The organism is Microbacterium mcarthurae, from assembly GCF_046064585.1.
GTDB classification, from domain to species: domain Bacteria; phylum Actinomycetota; class Actinomycetes; order Actinomycetales; family Microbacteriaceae; genus Microbacterium; species Microbacterium mcarthurae.
This window is the reverse complement of record NZ_JAROCE010000002.1, coordinates 546,836-564,671: the sequence shown is the minus strand read 5'-3', so window position 1 is coordinate 564,671 and position 17,836 is coordinate 546,836. Positions and strand designations below refer to the sequence as shown.

The 17,836-nt window shown below is 70.4% G+C and carries 18 protein-coding genes; 9 read left to right on the top strand and 9 right to left on the bottom strand.

The annotated features are described in order from the left end of the window. Position 1 precedes the first annotated feature (1 nt). From P5G46_RS09265 to P5G46_RS09240, 6 genes are all read right to left on the bottom strand, one after another. Positions 2-268 (bottom strand): MrpF/PhaF family protein, encoded by a 267-nt coding sequence (locus tag P5G46_RS09265; protein WP_408905531.1) that lies wholly within the window; start codon positions 266-268, stop codon positions 2-4. Beyond that, complete coding sequence (locus tag P5G46_RS09260) at positions 265-879, bottom strand: Na+/H+ antiporter subunit E (RefSeq protein WP_408905530.1); 615 nt, start codon at positions 877-879, stop codon at positions 265-267. The genes P5G46_RS09265 and P5G46_RS09260 overlap by 4 nt, the downstream gene beginning before the upstream one ends. Continuing rightward, complete coding sequence (locus P5G46_RS09255) at positions 876-2,432, bottom strand: Na+/H+ antiporter subunit D (protein WP_239276373.1); 1,557 nt, start codon at positions 2,430-2,432, stop codon at positions 876-878. The genes P5G46_RS09260 and P5G46_RS09255 overlap by 4 nt, the downstream gene beginning before the upstream one ends. Continuing rightward, complete coding sequence (locus tag P5G46_RS09250) at positions 2,429-3,064, bottom strand: Na(+)/H(+) antiporter subunit C (protein ID WP_408905529.1); 636 nt, start codon at positions 3,062-3,064, stop codon at positions 2,429-2,431. Before P5G46_RS09250 ends, P5G46_RS09255 begins: the two co-directional genes overlap by 4 nt. After that, positions 3,061-5,991 carry a Na+/H+ antiporter subunit A gene (locus P5G46_RS09245; RefSeq protein ID WP_408905528.1) on the bottom strand — a complete coding sequence of 977 codons (2,931 nt, stop codon included), beginning with the start codon at positions 5,989-5,991 and terminating at the stop codon, positions 3,061-3,063. Before P5G46_RS09245 ends, P5G46_RS09250 begins: the two co-directional genes overlap by 4 nt. Positions 5,992-6,086: 95 nt before the next feature. Beyond that, positions 6,087-7,136 (bottom strand): LacI family DNA-binding transcriptional regulator, encoded by a 1,050-nt coding sequence (locus tag P5G46_RS09240; protein WP_408905527.1) that lies wholly within the window; start codon positions 7,134-7,136, stop codon positions 6,087-6,089. Between the two features lie 78 nt (positions 7,137-7,214). On the opposite strand from P5G46_RS09240, the gene P5G46_RS09235 reads away from it, so the two are divergent. The 6 genes from P5G46_RS09235 to P5G46_RS09210 all read left to right on the top strand — a co-directional run bounded on the left by P5G46_RS09235 (position 7,215) and on the right by P5G46_RS09210 (position 12,210). Continuing rightward, on the top strand, positions 7,215-8,456 hold the full coding sequence (locus tag P5G46_RS09235) for an MFS transporter (RefSeq protein ID WP_408905526.1): 1,242 nt from the start codon (positions 7,215-7,217) through the stop codon (positions 8,454-8,456). A 9-nt stretch (positions 8,457-8,465) separates the two neighbouring features. Beyond that, positions 8,466-9,161 carry an endonuclease NucS gene (gene nucS / locus P5G46_RS09230; RefSeq protein ID WP_239276367.1) on the top strand — a complete coding sequence of 232 codons (696 nt, stop codon included), beginning with the start codon at positions 8,466-8,468 and terminating at the stop codon, positions 9,159-9,161. A 48-nt stretch (positions 9,162-9,209) separates the two neighbouring features. Continuing rightward, a complete protein-coding gene (locus P5G46_RS09225; protein ID WP_375094981.1) occupies positions 9,210-9,911 on the top strand; it encodes an HAD hydrolase-like protein in 702 nt (233 codons plus the stop codon). Beyond that, complete coding sequence (locus P5G46_RS09220; protein WP_408905525.1) at positions 9,904-11,079, top strand: hypothetical protein; 1,176 nt, start codon at positions 9,904-9,906, stop codon at positions 11,077-11,079. Before P5G46_RS09225 ends, P5G46_RS09220 begins: the two co-directional genes overlap by 8 nt. Positions 11,080-11,178: 99 nt before the next feature. Further along, positions 11,179-11,853: a type 1 glutamine amidotransferase domain-containing protein gene (locus P5G46_RS09215; RefSeq protein ID WP_239276364.1), complete on the top strand. Its 675-nt coding sequence runs from the start codon at positions 11,179-11,181 to the stop codon at positions 11,851-11,853. Between the two features lie 60 nt (positions 11,854-11,913). Continuing rightward, on the top strand, positions 11,914-12,210 hold the full coding sequence (locus tag P5G46_RS09210) for a putative quinol monooxygenase (RefSeq protein ID WP_239276363.1): 297 nt from the start codon (positions 11,914-11,916) through the stop codon (positions 12,208-12,210). On the opposite strand, the gene P5G46_RS09205 is transcribed toward P5G46_RS09210, so the two are convergent. Together P5G46_RS09205 and P5G46_RS09200 are read right to left on the bottom strand one after the other, a co-directional pair. Then, positions 12,193-13,086, bottom strand: coding sequence for a LysR family transcriptional regulator (locus tag P5G46_RS09205; protein ID WP_408905524.1), 894 nt, complete (start codon positions 13,084-13,086; stop codon positions 12,193-12,195). The two genes, P5G46_RS09210 and P5G46_RS09205, sit on opposite strands and share 18 nt — an antisense overlap. A gap of 67 nt (positions 13,087-13,153) precedes the next feature. After that, positions 13,154-14,026: an N-acetylglucosamine-6-phosphate deacetylase gene (locus P5G46_RS09200; RefSeq protein WP_408905523.1), complete on the bottom strand. Its 873-nt coding sequence runs from the start codon at positions 14,024-14,026 to the stop codon at positions 13,154-13,156. 73 nt (positions 14,027-14,099) lie between these two features. On the opposite strand from P5G46_RS09200, the gene P5G46_RS09195 reads away from it, so the two are divergent. Further along, the gene (locus P5G46_RS09195) at positions 14,100-16,163 is read left to right on the top strand and encodes a bifunctional lysylphosphatidylglycerol flippase/synthetase MprF (RefSeq protein ID WP_408905522.1); all 2,064 of its coding nucleotides are present in this window, start codon (positions 14,100-14,102) and stop codon (positions 16,161-16,163) included. A gap of 15 nt (positions 16,164-16,178) precedes the next feature. Here P5G46_RS09195 and P5G46_RS09190 read toward each other — a convergent pair whose 3' ends face one another. Continuing rightward, entirely contained in the window at positions 16,179-16,385 is a 207-nt protein-coding gene (locus P5G46_RS09190; RefSeq protein ID WP_022879538.1) for a cold-shock protein, read from the bottom strand. Positions 16,386-16,703: 318 nt separating this feature from the next. Here P5G46_RS09190 and P5G46_RS09185 point away from each other — a divergent pair, with 318 nt between their 5' ends. Next, the gene (locus P5G46_RS09185) at positions 16,704-17,321 is read left to right on the top strand and encodes a GntR family transcriptional regulator (protein WP_408905521.1); all 618 of its coding nucleotides are present in this window, start codon (positions 16,704-16,706) and stop codon (positions 17,319-17,321) included. A gap of 60 nt (positions 17,322-17,381) precedes the next feature. Next, positions 17,382-17,810 (top strand): hypothetical protein, encoded by a 429-nt coding sequence (locus P5G46_RS09180; protein WP_375094988.1) that lies wholly within the window; start codon positions 17,382-17,384, stop codon positions 17,808-17,810. The last annotated feature ends 26 nt before the right edge of the window (positions 17,811-17,836 follow it).

Here is a 17,836-nt window from a genome sequence, read left to right as displayed (position 1 = left end):
GTCACCGGGGGTTCTCCTTCCGCGCGACGAAACGGGCCACGGCGATCGAACCGAAGACGCCGACCGCGGCGATGGCGAGCATCACCGGAAGCGACCGGGTGTGGTGGTTGATCACCATGTCGGCCCCGAGGATGCAGAGCACCTCGGTGAGCAGCACGTCGGCCGCGACCGCGCGGTCGAGGATCGACGGGCCGATGACGAGCCGGATCAGCGCGAACACCGCGGCGACGGCGAACACGACGAGGATGACAATGACGAGGGCGGTCATAGCGGGGTCCGTCCGTCGCGGGGCGAGGCCGCCCCGAGGTGGGCGTGGTCGTCGGTTTCCGCGATCTGCCGACGCAGGTCGGCGAGCTGGGCACGGGACCCGACGGCCCGGGTGATGCGCGCCTCCCAGCCGAGCACGACGCGCCGCTGGTGCTCGGCGTCCTCGTCGCTGCGGATGCCGATCGTGTGGAGAAACAGTGTGCGCCCCTCGCGGTCGACGTCGACGATGAGCGAGCCCGGGATGAGCGAGGCGGTGACGGCGGTGTGCGCCATGATGACGTCGTCGTCGACGCGCAGCGGGACCGCGATGATCGCCGCGCCCGGCGCGCGACGGAAGTCGAGAACCTGCCACGCGACGACGAGCGAACCGCGCACCACCGCGGCGAGGAACGTCACGACGAACACGAAGCCGTACCAGATGTTCAGCCGCCCCGACAGGTCGACGGGGGGCAGCCGGAACACGCGTGTGACGAAGACCGCAGCCGCGAGCCCCGTGATCAGGGCGAGCCAGGTCAGCTGACCCCACAGGAGCATCCACAGGGCGACGAGGATGATGAAGAAAGGGAGTTGGTGCAGGAAGAAGCGGACCTGTGACCGCCGTGACGGGCTCATTGCTCGCCTCCCTCGTCTTGCAGCTGCACCAGCGTGATGCCCTCGGCGATGCGCTCACCGGCGCGAAGGCACACGTCGATCAGGGGTCCGGCGAAGACGGTCAGCGCGAGGGTGACGGCCACCATCCCCGCCGTCGCGGCCGTCATGATGCGCGGGATGGTGCGCCGCTCAGTCGAGATGGCCGCGGCGGGCGCGTTGCCGAGGTAGGCGATCCGCTCCATCGTCTCCGTCGAGTCGTTCTCCTCGCGCCAGAACGACAGATTCCATGCGCGCATGAGCGCGTACAGCGTCAGGATCGAGGTCGCGATTCCGCCGACGATCATCACCATCATCACCGGTGTTCCCACTTCGGCCGCGGCGTCGAACAGGGCGTACTTGCCGATGAAGCCGGAGAAGGGCGGCAGACCGCCGAGGTTCACGGCCGGGATGAAGTAGAGCACCGCCAGGACGGGTGCCGCACGCATGAGCCCCTTGACCTTGAGGATCGACGTGCTGCCGGCCCGACGCTCGATCAGCCCCACCGCGAGGAACAGCGTCGTCTGCACGATGATGTGGTGGACGATGTAGTAGATCGTCGCGCCCACCGCCAGCGGGGTGTTGATCGCCAGGCCGAACACCATGTAACCGACGTGGCTGACCAGCGTGAACGACAGGATGCGCTTGAGCTCCGCCTGCGCGACGGCGCCCAGGATGCCGACGATCATGGTCGCCAGCGCCACCATCATCAGCACGAAGTTCAGGTCATTGTCGACGAAGAGCTGTGTCTCGGTGCGGATGATCGCGTACACGCCGACCTTGGTCAGCAGGCCCGCGAAGACAGCCGTGACCGGTGCCGGTGCCGTGGGGTAGGAGTCGGGCAACCAGAACGACAGCGGGAAGACGGCCGCCTTGATCGCGAAGGCGAGCAGCAGCAGGAGGTGCAGGATCGTCTGGGTGTCCTGCGGCAGCAGCGCCATCCGCTCGCTGATCTGGACCATGTTCACGGTGCCGAGCGCGCCGTACACCATCGCGATCGCCGCGAGGAAAAGGATCGACGACACCAGCGACACGACGATGTAGACGACCCCCGTGCGGATCCGCGACTCGGTGCTCCCGAGCGTGATCAGGACGTAGGAGGCGACGAGGAGGATCTCGAAGCCCACGTAGAGGTTGAACAGGTCGCCCGCGATGAAGGCGTTGAAGATGCCCGCGCCCAGGATCAGGTACGCCGGGTAGAAGATCGACACCGGGGTGTCCTCGTCGTTGTCGGCGGCGCCCTGGCCGATCGAGAACAACAGGACCGCCAGCAGCACGACGCTCGTGACCACGACGAGGAGAGCGGCGAGCACGTCGACATAGAGGACGATGCCGAGCGGAATGTCCCAGCCCGCAATCGCGACAGCGATGGGGCCGGTGGTGTCGACCGCGACGAGCAGGATGGCCGCGAGCACCGTCACAGTGGTCAGAGACACCACCGAGACAGCGATCTGGAGCTTCTTCCGCCGTCCGAAGATGAGGTTGACGGCCGCCCCGATCAGTGGGATGCCGACGAGCAGGGGAACCAGGGCGCTCACGAGCGATCACCGTCCTCGGGGTCGCGGGCGTCGCCGTCGGCGCCGAGTTCACCGTCGTCCGAGCGGCGTTCGTCGCCCTCGGGGCGGCGCGTGTCGCCCTGCGGGCGGTCGCGTCCGACGGCCACCCGGTCGACGGGTGCGTCGTTCACGAGCCGGGACATGTCGCCCTGCTGGAGGATGCGGATGGGAGAGACCATGTCGCCGACGAAGTCGGTGGTCACGTCCTCGTCGTCGGAGCGCGACTCGTCGTCGATGGCATCCTCGGGCTCGGCCGCCGTCCGTGTACGGATGGCGACGTCTTCGGCGTCGTCGATGACGGTGTCGGCCTGGCCGAGCTGCCAGGAGCGGTAGATGAGCGCGAGGAGGAACGCCGAGATACCGAAGGTGATGACGATCGCGGTGAGCGCGAGGGCCTGGGGGAGCGCATCGGACATGTCGGCGGAATCGGTCTCGCCGTCGTAGAACGGCGCGACCCCCGGCTGCCCCATGACGATCAGCAGCAGCAGGTTGGCGGCGTTGCCCAGCAGCAGGAACCCGATCAGCACACGGGTGAGGCTCCGCTCGAGCATGGCGTACACGCCGCATGCGAAGAGCACCGCCATGACGACGATGAGGACGAAGGAGACGCTCACGGTGTCGTCACCGCCCCGGTGTCGGCGGAGTCCTTGGACTGGCGGTCGACCTCGGCACCGAGGCTGCGGAGCACGTCGAGCACGAGGCCGATGACCACGAGGTAGACGCCGATGTCGAAGATCGTGCTGGTGACGAACTCCCAGTGTCCGATGAGCGGGAGATCACCCTCGAACGTGAAGCTCTGCAGGGGCGCGTAGCCGAAGAGGAGCGGGACGATCGCGCACAGCACCGCGATGGCCATCCCGGCACCGAGCAGGCGTCCGGCGTCGGTGGGCGCGGCGGCACCCAGTTCCCACCGTCCGCCGGCGATGTAGCGCATGACGAGGGCCATGCCCGCGACGAGACCCCCGGCGAATCCGCCGCCGGGCAGGTTGTGGCCCGCGAACAGCAGGTACAGCGACACGATCATGATCGCGTGGAACAGCACCCGGATGATGATCTCCATCATGATCGAGCGGTTCTCGGGCTGGACCTTCGCACCCGAGACCAGCCAGGCGCGCGGGGCGTCGGTCTCTCCGGCGCGCTGCGCGCGCACGCCGCTGTCGGTCTCCACCAGGGGGCGACGGCGCCCGAGGCCGACGCGGCTGCGGGAGGTCCCGGACGGGCGGGCGAGGTTGTCGCTGCGGTCGGTGATGAAGACGAGGGATGCCACGCCCGTGGCCGCCAGGATGAGGACCGAAAGCTCTCCCATCGTGTCCCACCCGCGCAGGTCGACGAGGGCGACGTTGACGACGTTGCGTCCGTGACCGATCTCGTACGCCAACGGAGGCCACTCAAGCGAGATGGGCAGCTCTTGTCGCGCACCCGTAGCGACGATGGCCACGAGCGCCATCGTCAGCCCCACTCCGACGCCGAGCGCAGCGCGTGCGAGGGGCGCCACCGACGCGTTGTGCTCACCCATGCGAGCGGGCAGGCGCCGCAGCACGAGAGCGAAGGCGACGAGCGTGATGGTTTCGATGAGCACCTGCGTCAGCGCCAGGTCGGGCGCACCGCTCGTGCCGAACAGGACGACCATCCCGAGCCCGGTCACCGAGACGAGCGCGACGCCGGTGAAGCGCTTGGGCGCCCGCACGGCGAGGATGCCCGCGGCGATCATGATGGGCGCCGAGATGAGCTGGGCGGGCGACTGCCAGGCATCCAGCTGCGCACGCCACTCGTCGGAGGCGAGGAGCGCGGTGCCCTCCGCGACGACCAGCACGATGAAGATGGTGCCGACGTAGAAGGGCAGCGATCCGCGCTGGAACCGCGCCGTCGTCCACTCGGACGTCCGGTCCACGCCCCGCACGGACAGGTTGTACACGTCGTTGGCGGTGAAGGGCAGCAGCCGCCGGCGGCGGTGGAGCTGGGTGCGGCGCACGAGCCAGAAGATGCCGGCACCCAGAGCGAGCGTTCCCAGCGACAGGAACAGAGCCGGCTCGAGACCGTGCCAGAGGGCCAGGTGGTACGGGTACTCCGGGGCGGGCACCCCCGCCGTGGCCTCGGGCAGGCCGTCGGCGTACGGCGTCAGCCACACGTCGACCACGGGTGCGAGGAAACCGAGCGCGAGCGAGGCGCCCGCCAGCAGGACCGGCGAAGCGAGGAAGCCGATGGGCGGGTCGGGCCAGTCGGTGCGCGGCGTCGAGCGCTTGGTCCAGAACGCGCCCCAGAGGAACCGGATGCCGTAGGCCGCCGTCAGGGCCGACCCGGCGACGACGCCCACCAGAGCCACGATCCCCCACCCCGCACCGCCGGTGGCCTCGTGCCACAGCGCGGTCAGCGCGGTCTCTTTCGCCACGAAGCCGAGGGTCGGGATGACACCCGCCATGGAGGCGATGGCGATGAAGGACGCGGTCGCCATGACCGGCGCCTGACGCCCGAGCCCCGAGAGTTCGCCGATATCGCGCGTCGACAGCTGACGGTCGATGACGCCGACGACGAGGAACAGGCACGACTTGAATAGCGCGTGACTGAGGACCAGGGCGACGCCGGCGAGAGCGGCATCCCTCGTGCCGTAGCCGAGCATCACGGTCAGGAAGCCGAGCTGGCTCACGGTGCCGAATGCCAGGATGCGCTTGAGGTCGCGCTCGCGCAGGGCCTGGAACCCGCCGAGCAGCATCGTGAAGACCCCGAGCGCGATCAGCGTCGGTCGCCAGAAGGGGGTGTCGGCGAATCCCGGAGCGAGGCGCGCGACGAGGTAGATTCCGGCCTTCACCATGGCCGCCGCGTGCAGATACGCGCTCACGGGTGTCGGTGCCGCCATGGCTCCGGGGAGCCAGAAATGGAACGGGAAGATGGCCGACTTGCTGAGGGCGCCGACCAGCAGCAGCAGCACCGCGGAATCGACGACGGGACCGACCGGGGGATCGGCGAGGATCTCCGACAGGCTCGTCGTCCCGGCCTGCACCACGATCAGCACGACACCGATCAGCATGACCAGGCCACCGAGCGTGGTGACCAGGAGAGCCTGCAGCGCCGCACGCCGGCTCGCGGCGCGGCCGTGGTAGTAGCCGATGAGCAGGTACGACAGAACGCTCGTGACCTCCCACAGCATGATGAGCACGACGATGTCGTCCGTGAGGACGAGGCCGTACATCGCGCCGGCGAAGGCCAGCAGCACGGCCGAGAACTGCCCCACGCCGTGGGTCTTGCCGCGGAAGTACCAGCGGCAATACAGCATGACCAGGGCCCCGACGCCGGTCACGATGAGCGTGAGCAGCCACCCGAGGACGTCCATGCGCATGGACAGCGAGACGTCGAGTCCGGGGATCCAGGTGTATTCCTCGAACGGAATGTCGCCGGCGAAGATCCCGGGCGCGAGGACGATCGCGTGAGCGAAGGCGAGCGTGGGGAGGAGAGCCGCGACGTAGAAGGCTCGCGGTCCGATCCGCGCGACAAGGATCGGCAGGATCAGGGGAACGACGACGAAGGCGCCGAGGAATGCCAGCACGGTGGGGCCTCCTCGGGGTCGACGGGCGAATGCCCGGGGTCTCGGGGTGTCCGGTTCATTCTACCCGGAGCATCTTCCCCGTCAGCCCGCAGACCTCATGTGGTACGCGGTGGCGCGGTCGTCGTCCCCGCGCGGAAGGCGCACGTGAGGTCGAGCCCGGCCGGCCGCGACCCCTCGAGCATCGAGGCGACCGCCTCACCGGCGGCGCGCCCTTTCGCCGTCGCCGGCTGCACGAGGGTGGTGAGCACGTGCGGCGCCAGTCCGTCCACGACGATCCCGTCGAAACCCGTCACGCTCACGTCACGCGGCACTTCGAGGCCGGCCTCCTCCGCCGCGCGGATGACCCCCGCGGCCAGGAGGTCGCTCTGTGCGATGACGGCGGTGGGCCGGCGTTCGGGGTCCGCGAAGATGGTTCGACCCGCGATGGCCCCCTCGTCGATCGAGCTGCCGGCCGCCGCGAGCGCCGGTGCGTGGGGGAAGACCTGCCGCGCCCCCGAGAGACGGTCGACGGTCACGTCGACTCGGGCCTCGTCGTCGCTTCCGAGCCAGCCCCGACGTCTCTGCGCGTCGAGGGGGAGCGTCACGATGACGACATCGCGATGTCCGAGATCGGCGAGGTGACGTGCCGCCTCTCGCTGCGCCTCGACGTTGTCGAGCAGCACGCGGGGGATGTCGCTGCCCGCGTCCCCCTCGACCACGACGACCGGGATGCCGCGAGCACGCACGATCTCCAGCGAGTCGCGCAGGCGCGTGTTGCAGCCGATCAAGACGGCGGCGTCGATGGGGGCGGTGTGCAGCGAGGGCTCGCTGATCGTCTCGCCGTCGTCGCGCAGGAGGAGGAGCGCGGCGCCGAGCCGCGAAACGCCCTCGGCGAGGCCGTCCATCATGTGGGTGGTGACGGGATCCTGGAACGCCGTTCCCAGATGCTGGTCGAAGACGACGCCCACGATGCCCGATCGTCCGCGCCGGAGTGACGCGGCTCGGGGGTCCGGTCCGGTGTAGCCGAGCTTCTCGGCCGCCGTGATCACGCGTGCCCGCGTCGCTTCCGACGTGGGTGTCTTCCCGCTGAAGACGACGGATGCCGTCGACACGGAGACGCCCGCCTCGCGGGCGACGTCGCTGATGGTGGCGCGGCGCGTGCTCACCGCCCGATCGTACCGCGCCCTCGCGAACATCTCTCGAATCGATTCGATTCCTGTGCGTCCTGTCGATATCGTGGCGGTATGGACTCGACCCTCACCCGCTCGCGCCTCGTGCGCTGGTACATCGCGATCTGCGCGATCTTCCTCGCGAGCGGGCTGAGCATCGCGACGTGGGCCTCTCGCGTCCCCGCCATCCGCGAATCGCTCGGCATCGAGAACTCGGGGGTGGGCCTTCTGCTGCTCGGGATGGGCGTGGCATCCATCAGCGGACTGACGGTCGCACCGGCCGTCATGGCGCGGCTGGGAGCCCGGCGGGGCATGCTCGCGGCCCTGCTGTGCGTGGCGGTGGGCGTCGCCGTCATCGGGTTCGGGTCGGACGTCCTGCAGCTGTTCGGCGTGGCTCTCGTGGGGCTGGCCCTGTTCGGGTTCGGCAACGGCGCTGTCGACGTGATGATGAACGTCGAGGGCGCGGCCCTCGAGAAGGCGACGGGGCGCACCGTCATGCCGCTCCTGCACGCGTTCTTCAGCTTCGGCACCGTCATCGGTGCGGGCATCGGCTATCTCGCCGTCCTGGGCGGTGTGTCGGTGGTCGCGCACGCGGCCGCGATGGGCATCGTCATCGCCGTCGTCGCGTTCGCCGCGATCGCCAACGTGCCCCCGCGCGAGAGTGCCAAGGACGCCCCGGCCGACGAACAGCGCGCCCACTGGCGGGAACGGCTCGCCACCTCGCTGTCGGCCTGGCGCGAGCCGCGCACCTACACTCTGGGCGTCATCATGCTCGGCATGGCCTTCGCCGAGGGCAGCGCGAACGACTGGCTCCCCTCCGCGGTCGTCTTCGGGCACGGCGCCCCCGAAGAGGCGGGACCTGCCGTTCTGGCGGTGTTCTCCGTCGCGATGACGGCGGGGCGCCTCGCCGGCGGCCCGGTCGTCGACCGCTTCGGGCGCGTGTGGGTGCTCCGCATCCTCGCGGTCACCGCGGCCGCGGGCCTGCTGCTGTTCATCATCGCCCCCTTCGGACCGCTCGTATACATTGGTGCGGCGCTGTGGGGTCTGGGCGCCTCGCTCGGCTTCCCCATCGGCATGTCGGCCGCCGCCGACGACCCCGCCAAGGCGGCTTCCCGCGTGGCCGCCGCCGCGACGATCGGCTATGTCGCGTTCCTGTGCGGACCCCCGATCCTCGGCTGGATCGGAGACCACATCGGCCTGCTGAACACGTTGTTCATCGTGGTCGGGCTGATCGTGGCATCCGGGCTCTTCTCCGGGGCGGCCAAGCCCCTCACGGTTCCGGAGAGCGAGAACGAGACGGTCGGCCGGCGCGATTAGGCTCGTCGGGTGCGTCTCGTCATCGCTCGTTGCTCCGTCGACTACACCGGTCGCCTCAACGCCCACCTGCCCCTGGCCACGCGTCTGCTCGTGCACAAGGGCGACGGATCGCTGCTCGTGCACTCCGACGGCGGGTCGTACAAGCCGCTGAACTGGATGAGCCCCCCGTGCACCCTCGCGATCGAGGAGCCGGACGAGGATGCCGCGAGCGTGGGCGTCACGCAGCAGTGGCGCGTGACGCACAAGAAGTCGGGCGACGCCCTGGTGGTCAAGATCTACGAAGTGCTGCACGACACCGCGCACGATCTCGGGGTCGACCCCGGACTGATCAAGGACGGCGTCGAAGCCGACCTGCAGAGACTGCTCGCCGAGCAGGTCTCGGTCGTCGGCGAAGGGCTCACACTCGTGCGCCGCGAGTACCCCACCGCGATCGGCCCCGTCGACCTGCTGCTGCGGGACGACAACGGCGGCACGGTCGCGATCGAGGTCAAGCGCCGCGGCGACATCGACGGCGTAGAGCAGCTCACCCGCTACCTCGAGCTGCTCAACCGCGATCCCCTGCTCGCGCCGGTCAGCGGGGTGTTCGCGGCTCAGGAGATCAAGCCCCAGGCTCGCGTGCTCGCCACCGACCGCGGCATCCGCTGCCTCACCCTCGATTACGACGAGATGAAGGGCATCGAGTCCGGAGCACCGCGCCTGTTCTGACCGCCCGGGGCTGCGTTCCGGGCTCGCACCGGCCGGTAGCGTGGAGGCATGCCCCTGCGCTCTCCCTGGTCCTGTGTCTTGTGGGACGTCGACGGGACTCTCGTCGACGCGTCCGAGGGGATCCTCCGCCGTCTCACCATCACCCTCGAACACTTCGGCTTGAAGCCGCCCACGCGGGGGGAGCTGTCGCACTGGATCGGCCCGCCGATGTTCGAGTCGTTCCAGGTCAACGTCGGCATGACGCCCGACCAGGCGACCGAGGCGGTCACCTTCTATCGCGGTCTGAACAAGAGCGAGGGCTACACCGTCAGCGCCCGGCTGTACCCGGGAGTCGCCGACATCATCCGCGACCTCCACGCCGCCGGCATCCCGCAGTCGACCGCCAGCTCGAAGCCCGAGGTGCAGGTCGTCGCGCTCATGGATCACTTCGGATTGGCGCCCGACCTCGAGGCCACCGTCGGCGCGTCGCCGGACGAGCGCACGCTGAGCGCCAAATCCGACATCGTGCGCGAAGCGTTGCGTCGCCTCGAGGTCCGTGGGTATGACACGTCGCGCCCCGTGCTGATCGGGGACCGTCATCACGATGTCGAGGGCGGCGCGGATGCCGGCGTGCCGGTGATCTTCGTCCGCTGGGGGTTCAGCTGGCCGCACGAAGCCGACGGCGCTCAGGCCGCCGTCGACAGTGCCGACGAGCTGCGCGCCCTTCTGCTGGTCCCTGACGAGGCCCCGGGCGCGCCCGACGGTGTCTGACGCGCCCTGGACTCTCCCCGCCGCGATCGCGCTGCTCGCGGCGCTGATCATCGTCGGGGTCGTGGCGGTCGTCGTCCGCGTCCGACGTCGATCCCCTCGCGCCGCCGCGGCGGCAGCCGATGCGCGCGCGGCCGCGGAGGCGGTGCTGCTGCGGCTCGACGACGCAGCGAACGCGCTCGACGTCGCATTAGAGGCGGCGGCGGCCGACGATGCGCCCGCGGAGCTCCGCCGCGCCCGCGCCGCTGCCCTGCGGGGCCGGGACCGTGGCTTCGAGGAGGTGGCCGCGCTCGCGACCTCGACACGATTGCCCGCCCAGCGTCGAGTGGACGCCGTCCGGCTGCGCGACGACCTCGAGCGGCGGATCACCGACATCGACGCCACCCGCGCCCGCCTGTCGGAGTGGACCCGTGCGTACGGCAGCCCCGCTTCTCGCACCGCCGCCGCGCGTGCGCGACGGGAGAACATCGCGCGGACGTCCGGCGATCCCGCCCGCCTCGTGACAGAGGCCCGTGCGCGGTTCGACGACGGGGAGTGGACGGATGCCGACCGCGCCGACCGCGAGGCCCGAGCGGCGCTCGTTCGAGCCGACGCGGCACTGGGGACCCCGGACGCCGCGGACGCGGAGGTCGTCGAGGCGACCATGCTGCTGCGCCGGGCGGAGCGCCTGTTCCGGGCGGTCGAGGACGCCCACCGCTTCCTGCTGCAGGCGGCGGAGAACGCGGCGGGAGAAGTGTCGGCCGCGGAAGCCGAGATCGCGACCGCGGTGGAGATCGCGCAGACCCGACCCGACGAGTGCCTGCCCGATGCCGTCGAACGGCTTCGCGAGGCGGGCGCCGAGCTCCGGGCGGCGTCGGCGGGGCTCCCGCGCCGCCCGCGCACCGCCATCGAGGTCGTGGCTCGCGCGCGCGAGACACGCGACGAGGTGCTTCGCCAGGCCCCGAGCGCACGCCGGCGACTCGAGGCCGCCCGCGCCGCCTTGCCGGGAACCCTTGCGTGCGCACGGTCGGCCGTCGCCGCCGCGGAGGCTTTCGCGAACGCGCCGTCGATCGAGCAGCGGCTGCGGCTCGAGCTCGCCCGGCGCGAGCTCGCGGCGGCCCGCTCCGCCGCCGACCCCTTCCAGGCGCTCGCGTCGGCCCGCACCGCGTGGCACGCGGTCACGGACGCCTGAACCCCGGATCGCCGATACCGGGTACCGACGAATCGGTTACCGCAGCGCCGCGCGCGATGCGTACCTTCGCTGTTCGACCCCCACGAACAAGGAGAGAAGATGACCGCCAAGACCGTCCTGATCGTCCTCACCAGCCACGACTCGTTGAACGGGAAGCGCCCCACCGGGTACTACATCGGCGAAGCGGCGCACCCCTGGAAGGAGTTCGTCTCGGCAGGCATCGACGTCGAGATCGCGTCCATCGCCGGAGGCGAGCCCCCGCAGGACGGCCGCGATGAGACGGATGCCGTCCAGAACGCCTTCCTCACCGATCCGAAGGTCGCGGCGGCGTTGGCGGACACCCCCGCCCTGGCCGACGTCGACACCTCACGGTTCGACGCGATCCTCTTCGTGGGCGGACACGGCACGATGTGGGACTTCCCCACGACCGAGGCCGTGGGGCTCGCGGGACGCGACATCTATGAGCGCGGCGGCGTCGTCGCGGCCGTCTGCCATGGCCCCGCCGCCCTGGTGAACATGACTCTCAGCGACGGGACGCCGCTGATCGCCGGCAAGCGCGTGGCGGGATTCACCAACGCCGAGGAAGAGGCCGCGGGCGTGACGGAGGACGTGCCTTTCCTCCTGGCTGACGCCCTCACCGCGCGCGGCGCCGAGCACGTCCCGGCACCGAACTTCACGGCCAACGTGATCGTGGACGGTCGTCTCGTCACGGGCCAGAACCCGCAGTCCGCCACGGGCGTGGGTCGCGAGATCGTGGCTCTCCTCGCCGCGTGACCCCCGGGCCCGGCCACACAAGTCCGTGGCCGGGCCGTATCCGCAGTGGGAGGATTTGCCATGACCTTCATCTGTTCCGCTCGATGGACCACCACACCCGACGCCCGTGATCGTGTGCTCGACGCGCTGATGTCGCTCGCGGCGGCATCCCGACAAGAGCCGGGCAACCTCGCGTACGTGGTCCACGTCTCCGACGAGGATCCCGGCGTGCTGCAGATCTTCGAGAACTACGTCGACGAAGCGGCGTTCGACGCCCACGTGGCGAGCGAGCACTTCCAGCGCTGGGCGGTCCGAGAGGCGATTCCCCTCCTCGTCACGCGCGAGCGGGCATTCTCCCGCTCAGTCGACGCGGTCTGAGAACACCCGTGCCGCCTCGTCGACCAGTTCGGCGAGGCGGTCGGTGCGGGGCGCCCTCCCCGGTCGCGCACGTCGACGCGCCACGTACAACGTGTTCAGCGGTGGCTCCGGCGGCTGAACGGGGTCGACGAGTCGTCCCGAGCGCAGGTACGGCTCGGCGAGATAGTGCGGCAACACCGTCATCCCCCTCCCCTGCGCGGCGAGGGCCCCCAGCACCCGGAGGTCGGGCACGACGGCGGCGACGGTGAGGTCCGTCGGACGGCGTCGGAACACCGTCCGCCAGTACCGCCGGATGATCGGGAGCTCTTCCGCGTAGGCCAGCAGGGGGACCATTTCCGGGCGCGTGGCGAAGTCCTCGGCACGGTCCGGCGTCATCAGCAGGACGAACTGCTCGTCGAAGAACGGCCGGAACTCGACGCCCGCCACCCGCGGCTGGATCGCGCTGATCATCACGTCCAACCCTCCCGTCGTCAGCGTTTCGAGGAGTGGTTCGGCTTCGCCGAACTCGACGCGCAAAGTCAAGTCCGGCGCAACACGGGTGACGTGCGGCAGGACGACCTCCGAGACGAACTCCGCCGGGCCACCGAGCAGAATGGTCTCCCGCGCGGCGGGTTCTCCCCGTGTCGCTTCCACCGCGCTCACCGCGGCGTCGATCTGTGCCCCCACCCGCGCCATCAGCTGCCGCCCCCGAGTAGTGAGGACGACTCCGCGCGACGAGCGCTCGAACAGCCGGTATCCCAACGACCGTTCGAGCGAGGAGATCTGGTCGGACACCGTCGACTGCGTCGACCCGAGATCGGCCGCGGCGGCACTGATCGACCCCGCGCGCGCGACGGACACGAAGGTCACCAACGAATCGAGCGACGTCCGTCCCATCTTTTCCCTCCGCGCGGTGGCCGGTCCCCACAAGACTGCCAGGCGCGCGCGGAGGGCGCCGCGATCCTCAGCCGCGGTCTCCGGCGAGAACACCGGCGGGCACCGTGCTGATGGCCGCGCGCACCGCACCCTCGGGCACCCCCGCCCGCAGGCACACCTCGACAGCGCGGTCCAGGGTGAGCGTCGACCCCGCCAGCGTGTCGGTTCCGCGCAGAACGGGCCGCCCGTCCGTCACCTCGACGGCGCGACCGCCCAGCGTGAAGGTGCCGTCGCCGAGGCCGGTCGCCGACATGGCATCCGTGACCAACGCCACCCGACCCGGCGCAGCGTCGAAGAGGGTGCGGATGAGCGTCGGGTGCACGTGCACCCCGTCCGCGATGAGCTCGAGCACGACGTCCTCGCGATCGAGGGCGGCGCCCACCGGCCCCGGATGCCGATGGTGCAGGCCGGCCATCGCGTTGAAGGCGTGCGTGAGGAGGCGCGCGCCGCTGTCGAACGCGGCCAGCGCCTCCGCGTAGCTCGCCTCCGTATGCCCGACGGCCACGACGACCCCCGCGTCGGTGAACGCACGGACGGCCGCGAGCGCCCCCGGGAGTTCCGGAGCGATCGTGACCTGGCGCAGGATGCCGTCCCCGGCCGCCAGCAGGCTGTGCACCGCTTCCGTGGTCGGCGGAGTCAACGCCCGGGGATCATGCGCACCGCATCGGTCGGTGGCGAGGAGGGGTCCTTCGAGGTGCACACCGACCGCGCCCGGAACGTCGGGCAGGATTCGGCGGAGCTCGGCAAGTCGGTGCACCAGCCGCTCGATGGGCGCGCTGACCAGGCTGAGCATGACGCCGTCGCTGCCGTGCTCGCGGTGGAACGCCACCGCGGCCGTCACCCCGGTGACGTCCGCGTCGTCGAACGAGTGCCCGAGGGCACCGTGGCAGTGCAGGTCCATCGCCCCATTGTTCTCCCGTACGGCCGCTCGTCCCAGACTCGGTCTGCGTGGCACGTGCCCTATCGTGAGCGGCATGGGGGAGAGAGACACCTTCCGTCGCCTCACCGTCACCGTCCGACGCCTCCCGGCCACGGTGGCGCTCGCGCTCGTGCTTCTCGGCGTCGGCGTGGCATCCGCGGGCCTGTGGTCGCCGTTCGCGTCGTCGCCGTTGCACGACGCCGTGGCGTACGGTCTTCCGGCCCTCGTGGACGGGCGCTGGTGGACTCCCGTGACGGGGACGTTCTTCGTATCGCTGCCCTGGCTGTACGCACCAATCCTGGTGGGCTTGGCCGGCATGGGGTACCTCGAGTTCCGTCGCGGCTGGCGCGTGGCGCTCGCGTACTTCGCGGGAGGGCAGCTCGGCGCCGTCCTGTTCGCGTCGGGGGTTTTGTGGCTGGCGGCTCTGCTGCCGTGGCCGTGGGCGCAGGAGCAGGCGGCGGCGGTTGACGTCGGGCCCTCCGCCGGGGTGATCGCGTGCCTGGCGGGGGCGGTGTCGACGCTCCCCTCCCCCTGGCGTCTGCGCGCGTGGACCGTGCTGGTCGCCGCGGTCTCGGTCACCTTCCTGTACTGGGGGTCGCTCAACGACCTCGAGCACGTGATCGCGGTGGTGCTCGTGCTCGCCGTGGACCGGTCGCTGCGCCCCCAGCGCGTGTCGGTGCGCGAGCAGCGGCTCATCGCGTTCGTGCTGGTGTGCGGGCTCGGGGCGATCGATGTCCTGACCTACGTCAGCCCCACGACGGGCCCCTTCGGCAGCTCCGCCCCGATCTCGGGGTCGTGGGCGGATGTCGCCCTGAACACCGTCATCGTGCTCGCGGTCGCCACCGGCGTTCGGCGGGGCCGGCGGTGGGCATGGGTGCTGGTGGTGGGATACGGCATCCTGAACGCTCTCCTTCTCGTCGTCGTCGTTGCGCTCGTGCTGATCGTCGGTGTCGTCGACGTCGAGGGAACGGTCGATGTCGACCTGACGATCACGCTCGCCTCCTCGACGACCTGGGTCGTCGCCCTCGTGTACCTCGTGCTCGTGCGCGCCGCGTTCCGGGCGCGTCCTCGCGCCGCCCTGGGCGACACTCCCGCACCGAGCGTCGACGACGTGAAGGCCGAGCTCCGCGCCACGGGCGGCGGCACGCTGTCGTGGATGACGACGTGGGACGGCATGTCGTACGCACGGTTCGGACGCGGGATCGTCGCCTTCCAGCGACGGTCGGGCGTCGCTCTCGCCCTCGGCGACCCGCTGGGTCCGCCGGACACCCGGGCGGCGACCGTTCAGGCGTTCGTCGCGCACGCGGAGAACGCCGGCCTCGCGCCCTGCTTCTTCAGTGCCGGGGAGGCGACGCGCGCGGCCGTCCCCGCGGGATGGCGGAGCATCGTGGTCGCCGACGACACGATCGTGGATCTGCCGGGACTGCAGTTCAGCGGCAAGGCGTGGGGTGCGGTGCGGACGTCGTTGAACCGCGCGGAACGCGAGGGCATGACGTTCCGTCTCTCGCGCCTCGCCGACGAGTCGTGGGGGGTCCGGCAGCAGCTGCGCGCGATCTCGGAAAGCTGGGTGGGCGACAAAGGGCTGCCCGAGATGGGCTTCACCCTCGGCACGCTGCACGAGGCCGGCGACCCGGAGGTGCGAGTGGCGTTGGCCGTGTCACCCACCGGTGACGTCGACGGCTTCCTGTCGTGGTTGCCCGTGTATGGTGACGGACGCGTGCGCGGATGGACGCTGGATCTCATGCGGCGCCGCGACGGCGGCTTCGGACCCGTGATGGAGTATCTGATCGGGTCGTCGGCACAGCGCTTCTCGACCGAGGGCGCGGAGATCATGTCGCTCTCGGGTGCCCCGCTCGCGCACGAGTACCCGCCGGATGCCGGGGCGATCGCCGCTCTGCAGGAGCGCATGGCCGCACTGCTCGAGCCTGTCTACGGGTTCGCGTCGTTGCACCGGTTCAAGCAGAAGTTCCACCCGCGCTACGAGACGTTGTACCTGCTGTACCGCGACGAGGCTGACCTTGCCCGCATCGGCGCAGCGCTCACCCGAGCCTTCCTGCCGCACGCGTCCCTGCGTCAGTTCGCCGCGGCCGGAAGAGACCTCGTCCGACCGGAGCGGTGAGCAGGGGTGCAGGGCTCAGAGCGGGCGGATGTTCTCCGCCTGCAGGCCCTTCGGGCCCTGCGCGATGTCGAACTCGACGCGCTGGTTCTCCTCGAGGGAACGGTAGCCGCCGGACTGGATCGCGCTGTAGTGGGCGAAGACGTCCTGCCCGCCCTCATCCGGCGCGATGAAGCCGAACCCCTTCTCCGAGTTGAACCACTTGACCGTGCCCTGCGTGCTCATGGACGTGCCGTTTTCCCTTGCGCCGGCGCCGAGCGCGCCGGTCAGTGCCCACGCTAACGCGTGGCCCCGCGGGCGCGCATCGGCTCGTGACAGAAACGTTGCACGACAGCCGTGTGGAGGAAGCGTCCTGAAGCCCATACGACGCCCGGGCTGAGCTGATGCTCGAAGCCCGGGCGTCGACGGATCCCCCCGGATATGTCACGCGAGGCGTGACGGCGATCACTTTACAGCCGCGACCACGCCCAGCGCGACACGAAAGCGGAGAATTCTTCGCGGATTACGCAGATGTGTGATATCCGGACGTCATAGAATCCGCGTGTGGACGCGCGGCGACAGCCTTCCGCCCTCGTCGACGAGGCGTACGCCGCCCTCGGCGAGGCGATCGTCGACGGGCGGCTGCGGCCCGGCGACCGCCTGCGCGACGTCGAGCTCGCCGCTCACATGGGAATCTCCCGCACGCCCGTGCGCGAGGCTTTGCAGCGCCTCGCCGCGATCCGGCTCGTCGAGATCTCGCCCCACCGTTTCACCCGCGTCACCACCCCCACAGCGCAGGAAATGTCGGACATGCGCGACTACGCGGTGCACATGATCGCGATGACGATGCACCTTGCACTACCCCGGTGCTCGGATGAGGACATCGCGGAGGGGGCCCGCCTCTTCGGCGACGTGGCCCGCGCCGCACGCGAGAAGTCATCGCCCGCGTACGTCGACGCGGGGTTCGCCTTGCTGGCGCACTTCACTCGCGCGGCTGACAACATCGTCCTCCGCGAGACGCTGAAGCAGACGGAGTTCGTCGTGCGACGCAATCTGCGGGGCTGGATGTGCGCCGGAGAGGGCGATTGCGAGGAGTTGTTCGCCTCGCTCGGCGCGGCGATTCGCGACCGCGACACCGCCCGCTCCGCCCATCTCTGGCTCACGATGCACGGGCTCTACTGACGCGCACGCGGCGAGCGCAAGGCATCCCTCTTCTGAATCGAAGCCCGTTACCGTGACGTCATGACCCGCATCGAGCTCCGCGACCTCCGTGACGACGACCGGGATACCGCCTACGCGGCGCTGCGCGCGAGCGCGTCCACGTGGCCACGCGGCCAGGTGGAGGATCGCACCGCGTTCGACGCCTGGGTGAACGACGATCGCGTCACGGCCCGTGCCATCGTCGATGGCGCGACCGTGGTCGGTCTGGCCGCGACGCTCGACGTCAACGGAGATCGCGAGGCTCTTCTGGCGATCTCGCCCGAGACGCCGCGCGAGGCGGCGACGGAGGCCCTGCGGCTGCTCACGCTGGCCGAGGCCGAGCGCCCCCTGTACGCGTGCGTCGCGGCCGACGACGATCCCGCGCACGAAACCCTCGCGCGACTCGGTTTCGTCGAGCATGCGCGCGACGGGGCCGACATCGTGTACGTGCTGCCGCCGACGCTCGAGTGACGCTCACCGCTTTTTTCCTGCTCTCG